17 protein-coding genes are annotated in these 16,934 nt (G+C 60.9%); 3 read left to right on the top strand and 14 right to left on the bottom strand.

From position 1 onward, the window contains the following. Positions 1-2: 2 nt before the first annotated feature. From imuA to ACIOVB_RS09005, 3 genes are read right to left on the bottom strand one after another with little or no spacing between them, the layout of a single operon-like run. Positions 3-620, bottom strand: a complete 618-nt coding sequence (gene imuA / locus ACIOVB_RS08995; protein WP_401266835.1) for a translesion DNA synthesis-associated protein ImuA — start codon at positions 618-620, stop codon at positions 3-5. Continuing rightward, positions 620-1,237, bottom strand: coding sequence for a transcriptional repressor LexA (lexA, locus tag ACIOVB_RS09000; RefSeq protein WP_187679794.1), 618 nt, complete (start codon positions 1,235-1,237; stop codon positions 620-622). The genes imuA and lexA overlap by 1 nt, the downstream gene beginning before the upstream one ends. Before the next feature lie 38 nt (positions 1,238-1,275). After that, positions 1,276-2,193 carry a LysR substrate-binding domain-containing protein gene (locus tag ACIOVB_RS09005; RefSeq protein ID WP_401266838.1) on the bottom strand — a complete coding sequence of 306 codons (918 nt, stop codon included), beginning with the start codon at positions 2,191-2,193 and terminating at the stop codon, positions 1,276-1,278. Between the two features lie 103 nt (positions 2,194-2,296). On the opposite strand from ACIOVB_RS09005, the gene ACIOVB_RS09010 reads away from it, so the two are divergent. Together ACIOVB_RS09010 and ACIOVB_RS09015 are read left to right on the top strand one after the other, a co-directional pair. After that, on the top strand, positions 2,297-4,039 hold the full coding sequence (locus ACIOVB_RS09010; RefSeq protein ID WP_401266840.1) for an amidohydrolase: 1,743 nt from the start codon (positions 2,297-2,299) through the stop codon (positions 4,037-4,039). 146 nt (positions 4,040-4,185) lie between these two features. Continuing rightward, complete coding sequence (locus ACIOVB_RS09015; RefSeq protein WP_401266843.1) at positions 4,186-4,923, top strand: TorF family putative porin; 738 nt, start codon at positions 4,186-4,188, stop codon at positions 4,921-4,923. A gap of 34 nt (positions 4,924-4,957) precedes the next feature. Here the strand turns inward: ACIOVB_RS09015 and ACIOVB_RS09020 are convergent, their stop codons facing one another. The 11 genes from ACIOVB_RS09020 to ACIOVB_RS09070 all read right to left on the bottom strand — a co-directional run bounded on the left by ACIOVB_RS09020 (position 4,958) and on the right by ACIOVB_RS09070 (position 15,705). Then, entirely contained in the window at positions 4,958-5,236 is a 279-nt protein-coding gene (locus ACIOVB_RS09020) for a DUF971 domain-containing protein (RefSeq protein WP_401266846.1), read from the bottom strand. Beyond that, positions 5,233-6,195 (bottom strand): HEAT repeat domain-containing protein, encoded by a 963-nt coding sequence (locus ACIOVB_RS09025; protein WP_401266848.1) that lies wholly within the window; start codon positions 6,193-6,195, stop codon positions 5,233-5,235. Before ACIOVB_RS09025 ends, ACIOVB_RS09020 begins: the two co-directional genes overlap by 4 nt. After that, on the bottom strand, positions 6,192-7,040 hold the full coding sequence (locus ACIOVB_RS09030; protein WP_401266851.1) for an ABC transporter ATP-binding protein: 849 nt from the start codon (positions 7,038-7,040) through the stop codon (positions 6,192-6,194). The genes ACIOVB_RS09025 and ACIOVB_RS09030 overlap by 4 nt, the downstream gene beginning before the upstream one ends. Continuing rightward, complete coding sequence (locus tag ACIOVB_RS09035) at positions 7,040-7,825, bottom strand: ABC transporter permease (RefSeq protein WP_401266854.1); 786 nt, start codon at positions 7,823-7,825, stop codon at positions 7,040-7,042. The genes ACIOVB_RS09030 and ACIOVB_RS09035 overlap by 1 nt, the downstream gene beginning before the upstream one ends. A gap of 219 nt (positions 7,826-8,044) precedes the next feature. Beyond that, positions 8,045-9,448, bottom strand: a complete 1,404-nt coding sequence (locus ACIOVB_RS09040; RefSeq protein WP_401266857.1) for an ABC transporter substrate-binding protein — start codon at positions 9,446-9,448, stop codon at positions 8,045-8,047. Between the two features lie 143 nt (positions 9,449-9,591). Continuing rightward, on the bottom strand, positions 9,592-9,837 hold the full coding sequence (locus tag ACIOVB_RS09045; RefSeq protein WP_003225615.1) for a ferredoxin family protein: 246 nt from the start codon (positions 9,835-9,837) through the stop codon (positions 9,592-9,594). A gap of 26 nt (positions 9,838-9,863) precedes the next feature. After that, positions 9,864-11,594 (bottom strand): fumarate reductase/succinate dehydrogenase flavoprotein subunit, encoded by a 1,731-nt coding sequence (locus ACIOVB_RS09050; protein WP_401266860.1) that lies wholly within the window; start codon positions 11,592-11,594, stop codon positions 9,864-9,866. Next, complete coding sequence (locus tag ACIOVB_RS09055) at positions 11,591-12,343, bottom strand: GntR family transcriptional regulator (RefSeq protein ID WP_401266863.1); 753 nt, start codon at positions 12,341-12,343, stop codon at positions 11,591-11,593. The genes ACIOVB_RS09050 and ACIOVB_RS09055 overlap by 4 nt, the downstream gene beginning before the upstream one ends. Before the next feature lie 220 nt (positions 12,344-12,563). Continuing rightward, positions 12,564-13,532 (bottom strand): Gfo/Idh/MocA family protein, encoded by a 969-nt coding sequence (locus tag ACIOVB_RS09060; RefSeq protein ID WP_401266865.1) that lies wholly within the window; start codon positions 13,530-13,532, stop codon positions 12,564-12,566. Between the two features lie 12 nt (positions 13,533-13,544). After that, positions 13,545-14,432: a Dyp-type peroxidase gene (locus ACIOVB_RS09065; RefSeq protein ID WP_187679784.1), complete on the bottom strand. Its 888-nt coding sequence runs from the start codon at positions 14,430-14,432 to the stop codon at positions 13,545-13,547. Between the two features lie 232 nt (positions 14,433-14,664). Next, positions 14,665-15,705, bottom strand: coding sequence for an AraC family transcriptional regulator (locus ACIOVB_RS09070; RefSeq protein ID WP_401266869.1), 1,041 nt, complete (start codon positions 15,703-15,705; stop codon positions 14,665-14,667). A 211-nt stretch (positions 15,706-15,916) separates the two neighbouring features. Between ACIOVB_RS09070 and ACIOVB_RS09075 the strand changes: the two genes are divergently transcribed. After that, positions 15,917-16,864, top strand: a complete 948-nt coding sequence (locus ACIOVB_RS09075; RefSeq protein ID WP_401266872.1) for a transporter — start codon at positions 15,917-15,919, stop codon at positions 16,862-16,864. Positions 16,865-16,934: the final 70 nt, after the last annotated feature.

The following is a 16,934-nucleotide window of genomic DNA, read 5'->3' on the forward strand; positions in this document are numbered from 1 at the left end:
CCTCAGTGACCCACGGCAAAGGCAATCGGCGCCGTGCGCGCCAGTCCGCCACGGCACTTGAGTACGCGCAGTTGGGCCGGTTTTGCGTCGATGGCGATGCGCAACGCTGCCGGTGACGGGTTGATCGCTTCGCTCAAGGGGCGCCACGCAAAGGCCAGGGTATGGCCGGTTTCCGCCGCCACCTGCAAACGCCGCAACGCTCGGTCATCAGCCTTGTGCGGCCAGCACAGCACGGCGCCGCAACTGCCTGAACGCAGGCATTGTTCCGCCGCCCACAAGGCATCGCGTTCACTGGCCTGAATCACCGACAACTGACGCAGGTCGACCCCGGCGTTTTCCCACGCCTGCGGGTACGGCACGAAAGGTGGCGCTACCAGCACGATGCGCTCACCCGCCGCCGACAACCGCGCCAGCGTCGGCCACACCAGTTGCAGCTCACCGACACCGGGGCCGGCCAGGAGAATTTCGCTCAATGCCGCTTCCGGCCAGCCACCGCTGGGCAATGCTGCATCCAGCGCGGCATGCCCGGTCGGTTGTGGGCTGGCGGCCGGTGGCGCAGGACGGCCCTTCCAGACCTGGCCGCCATTGAACAGGGTATCCAACGCAACGACGGCGCCCATCAGCCTTGCCTCACCAGACCGCAGAACACCCCTTCGATGGCCAGATCCTGATCGTCACGCACGACAATCGGCTGATACGCCGGGTTGCGCGGTAACAGCCGCACCACATCGCCGACGCGCTCGAAACGCTTGATGGTGACTTCACCGTCGAGCCGCGCCACGACGATCTGGCCGTTGAGCGCCTCGGGATTGCGCCGCACACCGACCAGATCACCATCGAGAATGCCGTCCTCGATCATCGAGTCGCCTTGCACCCTCAGCATGTAATCAGGAGTGCGGGAGAACAGCGCCGGGTCGAGCATCAGGCGGTTATGAATGTCGGCATCAGCACCAATCGGCGCACCGGCGGCCACCCGGCCGAGTACAGGAATCTCCAGCAACTCCGCACGTGCCGGTTGCCCGAGCAAGCGAATGCCCCGGGCCTGATGCGGGTTGACCTCGATAAACCCGGCTTCGGTGAGCGCCAGCACATGCTTGCGCGCCACGCTGCGCGAGGCAAAACCAAAAGCCTCGCTGATTTCAGCGAGGCTTGGGGGCTGACCGTGTTCGGCGATGCGTTCGCGGATAAAGGTCAGGATGGCGGTACGGCGGGGAGTCAGGTTCGTCATGGAGTACATTTGTACTCCTGTAGGATTTTCCTGACAAGCACCGCCAGTCAGCTCAAACCACGCTCGGCCAGAAACCCTGCGATGTAATCGATAAACGCCACGACTTTCGCCGTGGCGCGCCGATGGCTCGGGTACACCGCGAGAATGTGCGGGCCGAAGCTGTCCGGATCGATGGCGTATTCGGCCATGACCCGCACCAGTCGCCCGTCCGCAATATAAGGCGCGGCACTCCACAACGGCGTATGCAGCAAACCGCGCCCGGCCAAAGCGCTGGCCAGCAGCAAGTCGTAATTGTCACTGCGCAAGCGTGGCGTTGCCGGTTGCGGCAGGCTCAGGCGTTGACCGTCACGCTCGGCCCACCAGAATTCACGGCTGAGCAACGGGTGCCGGTACAGCAGCCATTCATGCTGATCAAGGGTTTGCGGATTCACCGGCAAGCCCTTGCGCGCCAGATACTCAGGGCTGCCGCACAGGGCCAGGCGATTGCTGCCGACCACCCGCGCGATCAGCCCCGGCAAGTCATCGTGACCTTCGCGCAAGGCAAGGTCGTAGCCGCTTTCCAGCAGATTGACGAACTCGTCGCACAGATCCACTTGCAGGCTGATCTGCGGGTATTGCTGCAAAAAGCCGTCGCACACTTGATCGAGAAACGCCCGCCCGTACGCCAGCGGCGCGGTGATTTTCAGGCTGCCGCGCAAACCGTGCTGCAGTTGCTCGATTTCCTCGCTGGCCTCTTCCAGGCGCTGCAGCACCAAGCGTGCGGTTTCCAGATACACCCGGCCGATTTCGGTGAGCAAAATCCGCCGGGTACTGCGCTCAAACAGCCGCGCCCCGAGTTCGGCTTCCAGGTGGTTGACCGCTTTGGTCAGCGCCGACGGCGTCTTGCCCAGTTGCTCGGCGGCGCGGCTGAAACTGCCGAGTTGCGCGGTAACCACGAACATTTTCAATGCACCCAACTTGTCCATGCTTTTTCCATTCAGGCAAAAACGTTTTTCGTGAGGGAGGCGTTCTGTCGGTCGTTGCCAGCCACTAATCTGGCCATCAGACGCAATAACAAGGAAATCTTCAATGAAAAGATTCATCCCGAATCTGCTTGTCGCTGCAGTAAGTTTTGCCTCGATGGAAGCCATGGCCGCTGCCGATCTGGTGTTGGTCAATGGCAAGATTTTCACCGCCGACCGCGCTCAACCCAAGGTGCAGGCGCTGGCCGTAGAGAACGGCAAAGTGTTGAAAGTCGGCACGGATGCACAGATCAAAGCGCTGATCGAACCCGGCACAAAAGTTATCGATCTAGGCGGCAAAGCGCTGATGCCCGGCCTGATCGATAGCCATTCCCACGCGATTTTCGGTGGTCTGGAAATGGTCTCGGCGAACATGGAAGACGACGTCGTTGCCCTCGACGAACTGGAAAAAAACCTGCGCACCTGGCGGGACGACGGCACGGCCAGGCATGGCGATGTGCTGAGCATTGCCGGCATGAGTTCGAAGTATTGGGCGCAGGCTGAAGCCTTGGGCAAAACCTTCAACAACGGTGAATGGGCCAACGTGCCGGTGGTGTTCACCGGCAGCGACCACCACACCGCGTGGGCCAACAACGTGATGCTCAAACGCGCAGGCATCGACGCCGCGCTGCTGAAAAGCCTGCCAGACGCGGAAAGAGATACGATCGGCAAACTGGCCAACGGCGAACCCAACGGTTTTCTGGTCGATGCCGGTTGGGATCGGGTCGCCTCGAAAATGCCGGTGCCAAGCGCCGCCGCCATGCTCAACGCGGCGAAGTCCGCCGTGCGCTACAACAACAGCCTCGGCATTACGGCGTGGATGGATCCCGCCGCCAACGCCGCACCGGGCGAGCCGGTGTTCGCTCTCAAACCCACCGAGAAAACCGTCGGCGTGCTGCCGGCCTATAAGGCGCTGGCAGAAAGCGGCGAGATGAGCGTACACGTCGCCGCGCTGCTGGTGGCCAATTCGAAAAGCGTACCTGCCGATCTCGATACCCTCGACAAGGTTCGCCAGCAGTTTCAGGGCATCCCCAACCTCACCCTGCCCGGCATCAAAATCTTCGCTGACGGGGTGATCGAATACCCGGCGCAAAGTGCGGCGATGATCGACCCGTACAGCAACTCGCACAAACAGGGCGAATTGCTGATCGACCCGCAGCATTTCGGCGCATTGGTCAGCGCCATTGATCAACGCGGTTGGCTAGTGCACATCCACGCTATCGGCGACCGTGCGGTGCGCGAAGCGTTGAACGGCATCGCCCAGGCGCGCCAGGATCGGCAAAGCGGCGTGACGCACTCGATCACTCACTTGCAAATGGTCAACCCGAAAGAATTCGCCCGTTTCAAACCACTGAACGTGATCGCCTCGATGCAGCTGCTGTGGGCCAGTGCCGACGATTACACCACCGACATGATCAAGCCCTACGTCAGCGCACTCGCCTTCCGTTATCAATACCCGGCGCACTCGCTGCTCAAACAGGGCGCGACGATTGCCGGCGCCAGTGACTGGCCGGTGTCGTCACCGAACCCGTTCAACGCCATGGCCCAGGCCATCAACCGCGTCGGCCCGCTGGGCGTGCTCAATGCCGAGGAGCGTCTGGACCGCGAAACCATGTTCTACGCCTACACCGCCAACGCCGCGCGAACCATTGGCCTGGACAAGCAGATCGGTTCGCTGACACCGGGCAAACAGGCGGATTTCATCGTCCTTGATCGCGACGTGTTCAGCGTCGACGACAAAGCCCTGCATGACACCCAGGTCCTGCAAACCTGGTTCGGCGGCCGTCAGGTCTATACCGCCGCTCAATAACAACACCGCCCTTCCCTGTAGGAGCAGCCGAAGGCTGCGATCTTTTGATGTTGATTGTAAAAAACAAGATCAAAAGATCGCAGCCTTCGGCAGCTCCTACAGGTTTCTCTTTCTGCCCCATAACAATCACAACATCGGGACTTCACATGAAAGCCTTGCCCCTGTTCGCCCTGAGTTTCTTGAGCCTGCTGCCTTTGAGCAGCCACGCGATCCCCTTGAACGACGACTTCGCCGTGCTGGTGGATTTGACTGTGGCCAGCGATTACCGCACTCGCGGCATCTCGCAGACCCAGAACGACCCCGCCGTGCAGGCCGGTTTGACCCTGGCCCACAGCAGCGGTTTGTACCTCGGCGCCTGGAGTTCCAACGTCGATTTCGGCGGCGGCCTGAAAACCCGTCAGGAAGTCGATTACTACGCCGGTTGGCTGTGGCAGGCGAGCGAAGAGGTCAGCCTTGATCTGGGCTACCTCAAGTACGCCTATCCCGGGGAAAGTCAGTTCAACCAGAGTGAGGTGTACGGGATTCTCGGTGTGTATGGGGTGAAATTCGCGGCGTATTACTCAAGCGATGCGCCCGGCATCGATAGCCAGCAGAGTTCGCTTTACAGCTACGTCAGCTATGAAACCGAACTGCCGTTCGATTCGGGCCTGAAGTTGCGTTACGGCCATATGGATTTCAAGGATCCGCATGTGTATTCGGCCTCCGGGCATGGCGAAGCGTCGTACCGCGAATGGGAAGTGAAAGTCACCCACAATCTGGCCGGAGTGCTGCTGGGTTTGAGCTACATCGACACCGATCTGTCGCAAACCCAGTGCTTGAGCAACTGGGGATTCAAGGACGTGTGCACCGCGACTGTGGTTGCCAGCGTCAGTAAATCTTTCTGACACACCACACTCCTACATTGGGCTTTTGGTGGGTTCAGGAAGTGAGCTGTGCGAGATATTGCCACGGGTAGATCCCGCGTTGGTGGCCATCGCTGAACACCAGCTGCACGCCATAGCCTTGGGGATTGATTTCGATGAGGCGCACGCGTTCATCCACCAGCGGCGTCAAGCCGCGCAGGCGAAACGCGCGGCATTGCGAGCAGGGACATTGCCGGCGCAGTTCGGCGTGATCGAGCACCGATTCGCTGCCATCAGGCCAGCTTAGTCGCAGGGTCTGCTCACTCTGCGAGTTGCCAACAGATACCGGACTCATTGCAGCTGACTCAAGGCAATCCGCACAGCTTTGCGCACTTCCGGATCACCATCGTCTTGCGCCGCCTGCAACGCCGCCACTGCACCGCGATCATTCAACTCGCCCAAGGCCAACGCGGCTTCCTTGCGCAGGTTGCTGATGCGGTGACCAAGGGTTTCGATCAAGGCGTCGAGCGCAGGAGCGAAACGCAAGCGACCGAGGCTGCGGGTGGCGCGCAGGCGGACTTGCCAGTAATCGTCGCCCAGCGCTTCGATCAATGCCGGGCCGGCGTCGATGTGGCCGACTTTGCCCAACGTAGTCGCCGCTTCCTCGCGCACTTGCCAGGCGTCGTCCTGCAAGGCCTGGCGCAGGGCCGGCAGCACATCGGCGCCAGAGGCCAGACCGAGCGCACCGGTGGCGGCGCGGCGCACCTCGGTGTCAGGGTCAGCGCTGGCCAGTCGCGCCAATGCCGGCAGCGCGTCGAGTTGTTTGAGCCAGCCGAGCACGCCCACGGCTTCGCGGCGTACATGGGCGTCGGCATCCTGCAGTGCGGCGACTGCAGCGGGCGCGGCAGCGACAAAACGCAACTCACGTAAAGCACGGAACGCGGCGATCCGCACGCTGACGTCGACATGATCGGTCCACGGCAGAATCACCCGCCCGGCGGCTTCGGTCTTGAGCAGGCTGAGGCTCTGTGCGGCGGCAGATTGCACGGCCGGCGACGGATCGGTCAGCGCGTCACACAAGGCGGCGACCACAGGCTCGTCTTCCCAGGCCTCCAGCAGCCGCGCGGCTTCGGCGCGGACTTCTTCGGCGGGATCATGCGCGAGACGCTCCACCAGCCAGAGCAAGCCATCCGGTTCTTCGAGATCCGCCAGATCGATCAGGGCAATGCGCCGCACGCCAGCGTCTTCAGCGGTCAGTCGTGGTTGCAGGTCGAGAATGTCTTGGTTATCGGTCAAAGCAAAAATAGAAGTCATAGGGCAAATCGCGGCAAAGGGTTTTCGAGAGGCAGGCCGAGCGGATTGAGGCGCGGCAGCGGTCGGTCGTTGTCGTGGCGTAACAGGTCGAGACAGTGGCGCTTCAGACGCGAGAATTCATGGCTGGTGACCAGCTCAGTAGTGCGCGGACGCGGGAAATCCAGGCGCAGATCTTCGATGATTCGCCCCGGCCGCGCGCTCATCACCAGCAAGCGGTCGGCAAGAAACAGCGCCTCGTCGATGTCGTGGGTGACGAACACCACGGTGGTGCGGATGCGCGTCCAGATGTCCAGCAACAGTTCCTGCATGTTCAGCCGGGTCAAGGCGTCCAGCGCGCCGAACGGCTCGTCCATCAGCAACAGCCGTGGACGATTGACCAGCACCCGGGCGATCTCCACCCGTTGCTGCATGCCGCCGGAGAGTTGGTCGGGCCAGCGTTCGGCGAAACCGTCGAGGCCCACCAGTTTGAGAATTTCGTCGGCGGCGCGATGACGTTCAGCCTTGCCGATGCCCTGCATCTTCAGGCCGAAGGCGACGTTTTCGCGCACCGTGCGCCACGGGAACAGCGTGTGATGCTGGAACACCATGCCGCGCTGCGGCGACGGGCCGGACACCTCGGCGCCATCGACTTTGAGGCTACCGGCATGCGCGTTCAAGTGCCCGGCCAAGGCGCCGAGCAAGGTCGATTTGCCGCAACCGGACGGGCCGAGAATGCACACGAACTGGCCGGGTTCGATCTGGCAATCGAGGCCCTGCACCGCTTCAAACGCGTGCCGACCTTCGCCGAGGACGATGGACAACTTGCGGATATCAATCCGCCCTTCCGGGGTTTGCATCATGCTCATCAGGCTTTACCTCGTGGACGATGCCAAGGCGTGAACAACCCGCCCAGACGCTTGATCAACAAACTGCTGCCCATACCCAGTACGCCGATCAGCAACATGCCGACGACAATGTCGGCGTAGTTCTGAATGGTGTAGGACTCCCAGGTGTAGTAACCGATGCCGAACTGGCCAGAGATCATTTCCGCGGTCACCAGACAGAACCATGAGGTGCCCATGCCGATCGCCAATCCCGTGATGATGCTCGGCGCGGCGCCGGGCAGGATCACTTCCAGCAGAATCGCCCGGCGCCCTGCTCCGAGGCTTTTCGCCGAAGCGATCAGGCGCGGATCGACACCTTCGACGCCGTGCACAGTGTTGAGCAGGATCGGGAACAACGCGCCGGTGAAGGTGATGAAGACCATCGACAACTCCGAGGACGGGAACATCAGGATCGCCAATGGAATCCATGCCACGGCCGGGATCGGGCGCAGGACTTCCAGCGGTGGCAGCAGCACGTCTTCAGCCCATTTAGAACGGCCGATGGCCAGACCCAAAGCAATGCCGATGACCGATGCGGCGAGGTAGCCGGCGAAGACTCGGCTGAGGCTGGCGGTCAGGTGTTGCAGGAGCTTGCCGGAGTCGCCCAGACCGAGTGCGGCTTCGATGACCGCCAATGGCGTAGGCACATTGGCGAAGGTGACGAGGCCGAGGTTCCAGTGGTGGCTGGCAGCGAGTTGCCAGAATAGAAGGCAGAGCAGCAGTGAGGCGGATCTTGATGTCCAGCGCAAGGCGGAAGGTGTTTTCATGGAGCGGGTTTCCAGTTCCGGATCTGTGTGACGGCTAAGATTTACCCCCTCACCCCAGCCCTCTCCCCCAAGGGGGCGAGGGGGAAAGGGAGCCGATTTTGTGTGTTTCAAAACCTGAGTTCGGCTCGGTATTCCAGGTCGGCGTATCTCGCCCAAACATCCCGGTCAGTCCCCTCTCCCTCCGGGAGAGGGTTAGGGTGAGGGGCTCTTGATCTGCCCTTAACGAGCGACCACAGCCTGTGCCGTGGCATCGGTAAAGTCGAAAACCTTCCCCCCCTGCGCCGCCGCAAATTGCTGGGCCTGGCCTTTGAGCAGGAACGCGCTCAACTGCCCCTTGGCATCACTGGCAAACCAAGCCTGATCCGCCAGCAATTTGATCCCGCTGTCACTGGCCTGGGCATACACCGCACGGATGTTTTTACCTTCCTGTTTCAAAGCGGCCAACGCGGTGAACGCACCTTCGGCCGAGGCGTATTGGCGTACCTTGTCCTCGCCACGCACCCAGATCTCGGCAACATGGCTGAAGTCAGTGATGGTTTTGCCACTGGCCGCATCCAGCGCCTTCAAAGGCGTCTGCGCGTAGTTGGCGAGTTGCGCGGTGTAATCCAGGTTCGAAGCCTTGAATGCGGCGCGGATGTACTGGTCGTCGATGAAGTTGTTCAGATCGAGTCCACGATCAGCCTTTTTCAGCAGTTTCAATGTGTCGATGGCCGTTCCGACTGCCTGGCGATATTCCGGCTTCCAGCTCAGATCTCGGGTCTGCACACCGAGCGGACCGTGGAACAGGTAATTGACCTCGGCATCGACGCCAGTGACTTTGGCGATCAGCTCGCTGTACCTCTCAGGCTCGGCGGCCAGCAACTGATTGGCCTCGATGCTTGCGCGCAGATAAGCGACGACGATTTCCGGGTACTTTTTCGCGTACGCCTGATCGACCAGAGCACCGTGAAAGGTCGGCGAATTGGCCTGGGCGCCGTCGTAGATCTTGCGAGCGAAACCACGGCTGGGGAACAGTTCGGCGAACGGCACAAAATCAGCATGGGCGTCGATCTTGCCGGCCTGCAACGCGGAGCCGGCGACTTCTGGCGGCTGAGCGATGATGTTCACGTCTTTAAGTGGGTCCCAGCCCTGCTCCGCCACCGCACGCAGCAACATACCGTGCGCCGTGGAAGCGAACGGCACGGAGATGGTCTTGCCCTTGAGTTCGCTCAGCGACTGCACGCCCGACGCGCTCGGCACGACGATGCCGTTGCCGCTGCCCTTGGTGCTGCCCGACAACACGCTGATGAACAGGCTGTGCTTGCCGGCGGTTTCGAATGCCACGCCATTGAACGCACCGGGGAAATCGGCCATGGCGCCAAAGTCGAGTTTGCCGGCGACCATTTCGTTGGTCAGCGGTGCGCCGCTGGTGAAGTTCTTCCACTGCACGTCGTATTTCGCGTCTTTGTAGGCGCCGTCGTGGGGCAGGTACTTGTCGAGCAGGCCGAGCTCACGAATCAACAGACCGCCGGCGGCGCAGTTGATGGTGGTGTCTTGGGTGCCGATAGCAATACGGATGGTTTCGGCCGAGGCCGAGAAGGTGAACGAGGCCAGTACGAGACCGGCGATTGCTGCACGCAACATGAGTGTTTCCCCTCGAATCATTTATAGGATGTTCGTCTCCGCCGCGATCAGGGCGCGGTGGGAAACGAGGGGTGTTTTTGAATCCAGCGTCCGGGGTTTCCGGATGGCTTTGTGTTCTCACAGTTCCAATGTGGGAGCGGGTTTCAACGCAGGAGATAAGGGATATCGACTTTCACCGCACCGGTCGGACAATCCTTCTCACACGGCATGCAGTACCAGCATTCATCGAACGCCATGTAGGCCTTTTGCGTGGCAGGGTTGATCGCCAGCAGATCCATCGGGCAGACGTCGACGCACACGGTGCAGCCCTTTTCGGCGATGCATTTGTCCTCGTCCACGGTGACGGGGGCGTTGGAGCGGAAGAAGATTTCCTGGGCTTGATAGGCCATGGTTCGGGTTCTCTATGGGTGATGCATCACGCGGCAAAAGCGCCGACCCGCAAGCGGTCGTAAGCCTGCATTTCTTCGGCATCGAGCGGGATGATGTAAGGCTCGACGGCTTTTTTGAAACTGGTCATCTGGCCGTCGTCGCCCTTCTTCAGGTGGCAATGGCAGAACCATTCAGCGTCGTTGCGCTGCGGGTGATCGACCCGGTAGTGGTAAAGCCCCCAGCGGCTTTCGGCGCGGAACAGCGAAGCGCGGGCAGCCATTTCGGCGCAGTCGCGGATCACGCTGGTTTCCATGGCGCGCATCAGTTCGTGGGCGTTGCTGGCCTTCATCTGGTCGAGATCACGTTCGATGTCGCTGAAGCGTTGCAGGCTGATCTGCATTTTCTTTGTCACTTTTGGCGGTTGCAGGTAGTCGTTGACAAAGCGCCGCAGCTTGTACTCGACCTGCGCCGGCGGCAGACCGTGTTCACGATCCAGCGGTGCATAGACCCGCGCTTGCTCTTTCTCGATCTGCCCGGCATCCAGCGCGGAGAACTCACGTCCGGCGACAAAATCCGCCGCGTTGTGCCCGGCGAACCAGCCGTAGGTAAACGCGCCGAGCATGTAGTTGTGCGGCACGGCAGCCATGTCCCCGGCCGAATACAAGCCTTTCACCGAAGTCTCGGCGCGCTCGTTGACCCACACACCGGACGCCGAGTGACCACTGCAAAACCCGATCTCGGAAATGTGCATCTCGACCATTTGGCTGCGGTAATCGGTGCCGCGATTGGCGTGAAACTGGCCACGGCTCGGGCGTTCGTTGCTGTGCAGGATTTCCTCGATGTTCTGGATGGTTTCCTCGGCCAGATGATCGAGTTTGAGGAATACCGGGCCGTTGCCGCTTTCCAGTTCCTGGTGGAACTCCCACATCATCTGCCCGCTCCAGTAGTCGCACTCGATGAAGCGTTCGCCCTTGTTGTTGGCGGTGTAGCCGCCCAGCGGGCCGGTGACGTAAGCGCACGCCGGGCCGTTGTAATCCTTGATCAGCGGGTTGATCTGGAAGCATTCGAGGTTCGCCAGTTCGGCCCCGGCGTGATAGGCCATCGCGTAGCCGTCGCCGGCATTGGTCGAGTTTTCGTAGGTGCCCATCAAATAGCCCGACGATGGCAAACCGAGGCGCCCGGCCGCGCCACAGGCAAGGATCACCGCTTTGGCCTTGATCACATGGAAGTCGGCGGTGCGGCAATCGAAGCCCATCACACCGTTGACCGCGCCCTCTTCGTCGGTCAGCAAACGGGTGCAGACCAGTCGATTGGTGATGCTGACCCGCGCGCGCTTCAACTGGCGATAAAGGACTTTCTTGATGTCGTGACCTTCCGGCATCGGCAGCACGTAGGCGCCCATGTGGTGGACTTTTTTCACCGCGTAATCGCCGGTTTCGTCCTTCTCGAACTTCACACCCCAGCGGTCGAGTTGCTCGATGGTTTCGAAGCTGTGGGTGGCGTAGGCGTACACCGCCGCCTGATTGACGATGCCGTCGTTGGCGATGGTGATTTCCTTGGTGTACTGCTCGGGCGTCGAGTGGCCAGGGATGATCGCGTTGTTCAGACCGTCCATGCCCATGCTGATCGCGCCGCTGCGTTTGACGTTGGCCTTGTCGACCAGCAGCACGCGCAGATCACGGTTCTTCTCTTTGGCCTTGATCGCGGCCATCGGGCCGGCAGTGCCGCCGCCGATCACGACGATGTCGTATTCCTGCTCAAGCGTGCTGCGTGTCATGCCTGCTCCCCTTTTTGCCGGTCGATCCGCAGGCGGTACTGGAACGCATCGCCACGGTAGTAAAGGTGTTCAAAGTCCAGCGGCTGCCCCTGCGCGTCGTGAGTCAGACGTTCGATACGCATGATCGGCGAGCCGGCCTCGACGTTCAGCGCCTGAGTCAGATCGCTGTCAGCGAGCACCGCGTCGATGGCCAGATCGGCGTGGCCAAGGGCGATGCCGCAGTCGTTTTCGAGGATCAGGAAGATGTCGCGAGTAACCAGATCAGCCTTCTCCAGCCGCTCGCCGACGGCTTTGGGCAGGTAGGTGATTTCCAGCGAGATCGGCTCACGGTTGATCAACCGCACGCGTTTGATCTGCGCGACGATCTCGCCCTCGGCGACCTGCAAACGCTCGGCGACGCGCTTGTCGGCCGGGATGAATTTGAAGCTGCGCAGGCGGTTGATCACCTCGTAGCCGCGACCGGTCATGGACTCGGCGAGACCTTGCAAGCTGCTGACGTTCTGGAAGGTTTTGGGCTTGGCAACGAAGGTGCCTTTGCCGTGGATCTTGAAGATCAGCCCTTCCTTTTGCAGATCACCCAGCGCCTGGCGCACAGTGATGCGGCTGACTTTGAACAGCGCGCCGAGTTCGCTTTCGGATGGCATCTGGCTTTCTTGCGGGTATTCGCCATCGAGAATGCGCGCGCGGAGGACGTCGCGCAGTTGGGTGTGCAGAGGAACGCTGCTTAGGGAGAGAACGTTATCGGTCATCTTCGGATCACTTGTTATAACGAGTTATGACGTGATCTTAGAGTTGTTATGACAAGGTTGAGAAATATTGTTTGGGCATATCCTTAGATGCGACAACACAGGAGCAAATGTGGGAGCGAGCCTGCTCGCGAAGACGGTGTGTCAGTATTCGAATGGGAACCTGACACGACGCCTTCGCGAGCAGGCTCGCTCCCACAGGGGATGTTGTATGTCAGGGGGATCAGTGACGCTTGAGAATCTGATCCATGACCCAGTCGGTTTTCAGTGCCTGCTCAGCCACCGCCGGATGCTGCGCGTCACCACAGATATGCGCATTCATGCCCAATACGTGATGCCACTGAATGTGCGCGTGATGCGGGATTTGCAGGCTGATCTGTTCGTCGGCAAATAACTGCACCGGGTGCTCATCAAACACTGAAAAACTGATTCGCCCTTCGCTGCCGATGATCTCGACCCGATCTTCTCGCTTGTCCGCAACAAAGCTCCAGCAACCCATGCCCAGCGCTCCGGATGAAAACCGCCAACTGGCGCTGACCGCATCTTCAGCCGCATACAAGCCAGCCTGTCGTGCGGTGAATCCGGCGACTTCAACGATGTCGCCGAGCAGGTACTGGAACAGGTCGAAACCGTGGCTGGCCAGGTCGGCAAAGTAGCCACCGCCGGCCACAGCGGGGTCGGTTCGCCAGTTGTTGCTGCCCTCCAGGTCTGCCGCCGACGGCGCCTTGGTCAATGTCCAGCTCAGGTGCCGCACCGCGCCGATGCGCCCTTCCTCCAGCCATTGGCGCACTTGTTGAAAGCGCGGCAACGAACGGCGGTAGTAGGAAACGAACAGGTGCAAACCGGCGTCGGCAAACGCCTGCTGCATCTCGCGGCTTTGCCCCGAGCTGAGTGCCATGGGTTTTTCCACGCAGCAATGCTTGCCGGCGGCGGCGACTTTGAGGCTGTAGGCGTGGTGGCTGTCGGGTGGCGTGGCGATGTACACCGCGTCCACCTCGGAATCGTTGATCAGTGCATCGACGTCGGTGTAGACCCGGGCGATGCCGTGGCGCGTGGCGTAATCGCTCACCGCTTCAAGACGCCGGCCCATCACCGCCACCAACGCCGAACCGGGGGCCTTGTAGAAGGCCGGCCCGCTCTTGCGCTCGGTGACGTCACCGCAACCGATCATGCCCCAACGCACCACGTCCATTTGTTTTGCTCCTTAGCCGATGCGCAAAGCGCGCAGATCCAGATGCCCGTCCTTGAGTGGTGGACACCAGTAGTAACCGCCGGTAATCGGACGGCTGATGCGATAGAGACCATCGGTGATGCCATCTTCCAGACCGCTCATACGCCGCAGTTGCGCTTCGAACGCATCCAGCGAGAAGCCGAAGGCAAGGAACATCAAGCCCGCGCGATCGCCTTCGATCCACGGCATCGAGCGGCGCACGACGAACGCCTCAGGCGCGAAACTTTCCTGCGCGGTGCGTTTGACGTGGGCGGAAACCGGCGCGTCGTCAATCTCTTCGTTGTCGCTGAGGCGACGGCCCATGATGTTGTCCTTGTCTTCGGCGGACAACTGATGGAAGCCCTTGAGGTCGTGCTGCCACTGCTGGATCGCGGCGAAGCTGCCACCGACCAGACCGTCGGCACCCGCGCTTTGCAGGGCGGCGGCAACGGCGGCGTCATCGTGAGGGTTTTCGGTGCCATCTTCGTAGCCGGTCAGGTCGTGGCCGTCCTTGTGGCGGAAGGCTTCCTGAGCCTCAACCAGACGCAGGGCCGGGGCCAGTGCGGCTTCGAAAGCATTGCAGCGGTTGAGCAGTTCACCACGGTCGACGCCGTGCAGCCAGACCCACAGGGCGTGCTGGGTCGACGGGTTCTCCACACCGACGCCGGTCATGGCCGGGAAGCTGCGCAGGCCGTCGATTTGCACGTTGAGCGCCTTGGCCAGGGATTCACCGAAACCGACCACCGCCGACTTGCCGTCCACCAGATTCATCAGGTTGTCGATCGCCTGCGGCAGTGCTTCAACCGAGGCGAGGGCGAAAAACAGATGACGTGCTTGCGCAGGAACAGGGGTGGCGAGAATGCCCGGCTGGTAGTAACTCATGTGAACTCCTTGGGAAAGTGCGCGGGAGTTTACCTGTGGCCGGAGGGTTTGTGGGGTTGAAACGCCGATGTACTGAGCACGAAGTTCCCTTGTGGCGAGGAGATTTATCCCCGATCGGCGGCGCAGCCGTCGCAAAACAGGTATATGCCGCCTTCCAGAAAAACCGCGCTTGCAGGTTTTTGGAGCCGCTTCGCTGCCCATCGGGGATGAATCCCCTCGCCACAGGGTTCATCTAAACCGTTGCGGTGCTCTCAACGCGCCACGTACTCGGACTCATCCCCGTCCAGCGCTTGAACGCTCGGCGAAAGCTGCGCACATCGCTGTAACCGACCTCTTCGGTAATGCGCTCGATCGGCATGTCGGGATTGGCCAGCAGACTCATCGTCCGCGCCTGGCGCACTTGTTCCAGCAACGCCTCAAAGGTCAACGAATGCTCGGTCAGGCGCCGGCGCAAGGTGCGGCTGCTCATGTTCAGGTCGCCGGCAATCTTCTCGATATGACTGCCCCGGCTCAGATCCCGGGCGATCGCCCGCTCCACCGCTTGAATCAGGTCGAGCTTCTGGTGCACCTGCGCCGCTTCCAGCTCCAGCAAGGCGACCGCCTGACGCAACGCCAGCGAGTGATGATTGGGCAGGTTCACGTCCAGCCAACGCGCATCAATCAGCATGCGATTGTGCAGGCAACCGAAGCGCACCTGCGGGCCGAGCAAACGGTGATATTCGCTGAGGTAATCCGGCGTGGCATGCACGAACTCCACGGCAATCGGCTTGAAATCGGCACCGGCCAACGCCCGCCCGTACACCAGCAGACTGGCGAAAAACTCCTCGACCGCGAACACCTGCACATCGGCGAACGGCAAGCGGCATTCGGCATCCAGATGCACGTGCTCGCCGACCACATCGACGCTGGAAACCACAATCCCGCCGGTGGTGTGCTGATGGCGAATGCCCAGAGCAAAGGCATCGCGCAGGGTCTTGCACAGCGACAGCACATGGCCGAGTAAACCCAAAGTACCCAGCACATTCTGTGCCCCGACCCACAAACCCAGGCCCTGATTGGGCAGCACTTTGAGCGCACGCTGAATCATCGCCACAGCCTGCCGATAGGAAATCCGCTGCGTCGGGTCCTGCAAATCTTCGAGGGTAAATCCCAGGCCACGACACAGGCTCTCGGGCTCGACGCCCTTGCTCTGCGCGACTTCGGCGAGGGTTTGCAGAAGAAACGGCGAGACCAGCGCCAGTTCAAAGGTCGGGTCTTGGACTTTTACGTTCATGGGGGCTAGACATTCCGGAGCACGCTTGATTGTTATTTTTGTTACCGGTTATGTCGAAGGAAGTTAGCACAGGGTTTGTCGACTGTCCGCAGAAGCCCCCCTCAGTGTCCGCCAATACCCTGCCCCGTCGGGCGCCAAGCGCTTATTTCTAGTGTGCCGGGAGTTCTGCGTGCCGGCGTTGCGCCCCACCACAATAATAATGAGGACGGATATGCACCCGAATCGCGCGACATTGCCCTTGCGCCTGGCCCTGACTTTGCTTGGCTGCGCCGCGACCCTGCCAGCCCTGGCCACCGAAGCCGGCGTCGACAACATCGGCACCGGCACCGACGGCTTTTTCATGCTGCCGATGGAGGTCGACAGCCTTCCTGAGAACATGGTCGCGTTCAACCTCTACTACAACCATTACAAGGCGCGAGAGCTCAACATCAGTTCGCTCGGCGGCAAGGTGCCCAATGTCGAGATCGAGTCCACGGCGGTGATCCCGCGCATCGACTATTTGAGTCCGGTGCGCGTATTCGGTGGTCGTCTGGCCGGCTATATCGCCCAGCCGTGGCTGAAGCAGGAAGTCTCGGTGTTCGGCTTGAGCGACACCCGCGAAGGCATGGGCGACACCACCATCGCACCGATCATTCTGTGGGACATGGGCAAGAATCTGACCCTCGGCGCGGCCGTGGAAATCACCGTGCCCACCGGTGAATACAGCGTCGATCGGCTGGCCAATACCAGCAACAACTTCTACACCTACAAACCGCTGTTCTCCTTCACCTGGCTGCCAACGGACAGGACCGAGGTCTCGATGAAGACCACCTACAGTTTCAACGAGAAGAACAAGGACACCGATTACAAGTCCGGGCAGATCTTCCACTTCGATTATTCGGCCAGTTATAAGCTCACCGACGACCTGATGCTCGGCATCAACGGCTACTACCTCAAGCAAACCAGCGACGACAAACAGTTCGGCCACACCGTGCAGTTTGCTGGCGAAGACGTGAACGATGGCGTGCGCGGCAAGGTATTCGCGATTGGCCCGGCGCTGCACTTCACCTTCCTCAAATACGCCAGCGCGGAGATTCGCTGGGTCAAGGAATTCGACGTGGAGAACCGGCCTGAAGGTGAAATGCTTTGGGCGAAAGTCAGCATTCCTTACGCCTTCTGAAACCCACCCCAATCCCCTGTAGGAGTGAGCCTGCTCGCGATAGCGGTGTATCAGTTAATGATGTGTTGCC

The sequence above is a fragment of the Pseudomonas sp. NPDC087639 genome, assembly GCF_044743385.1.
Classification (GTDB): Bacteria; Pseudomonadota; Gammaproteobacteria; order Pseudomonadales; family Pseudomonadaceae; genus Aquipseudomonas.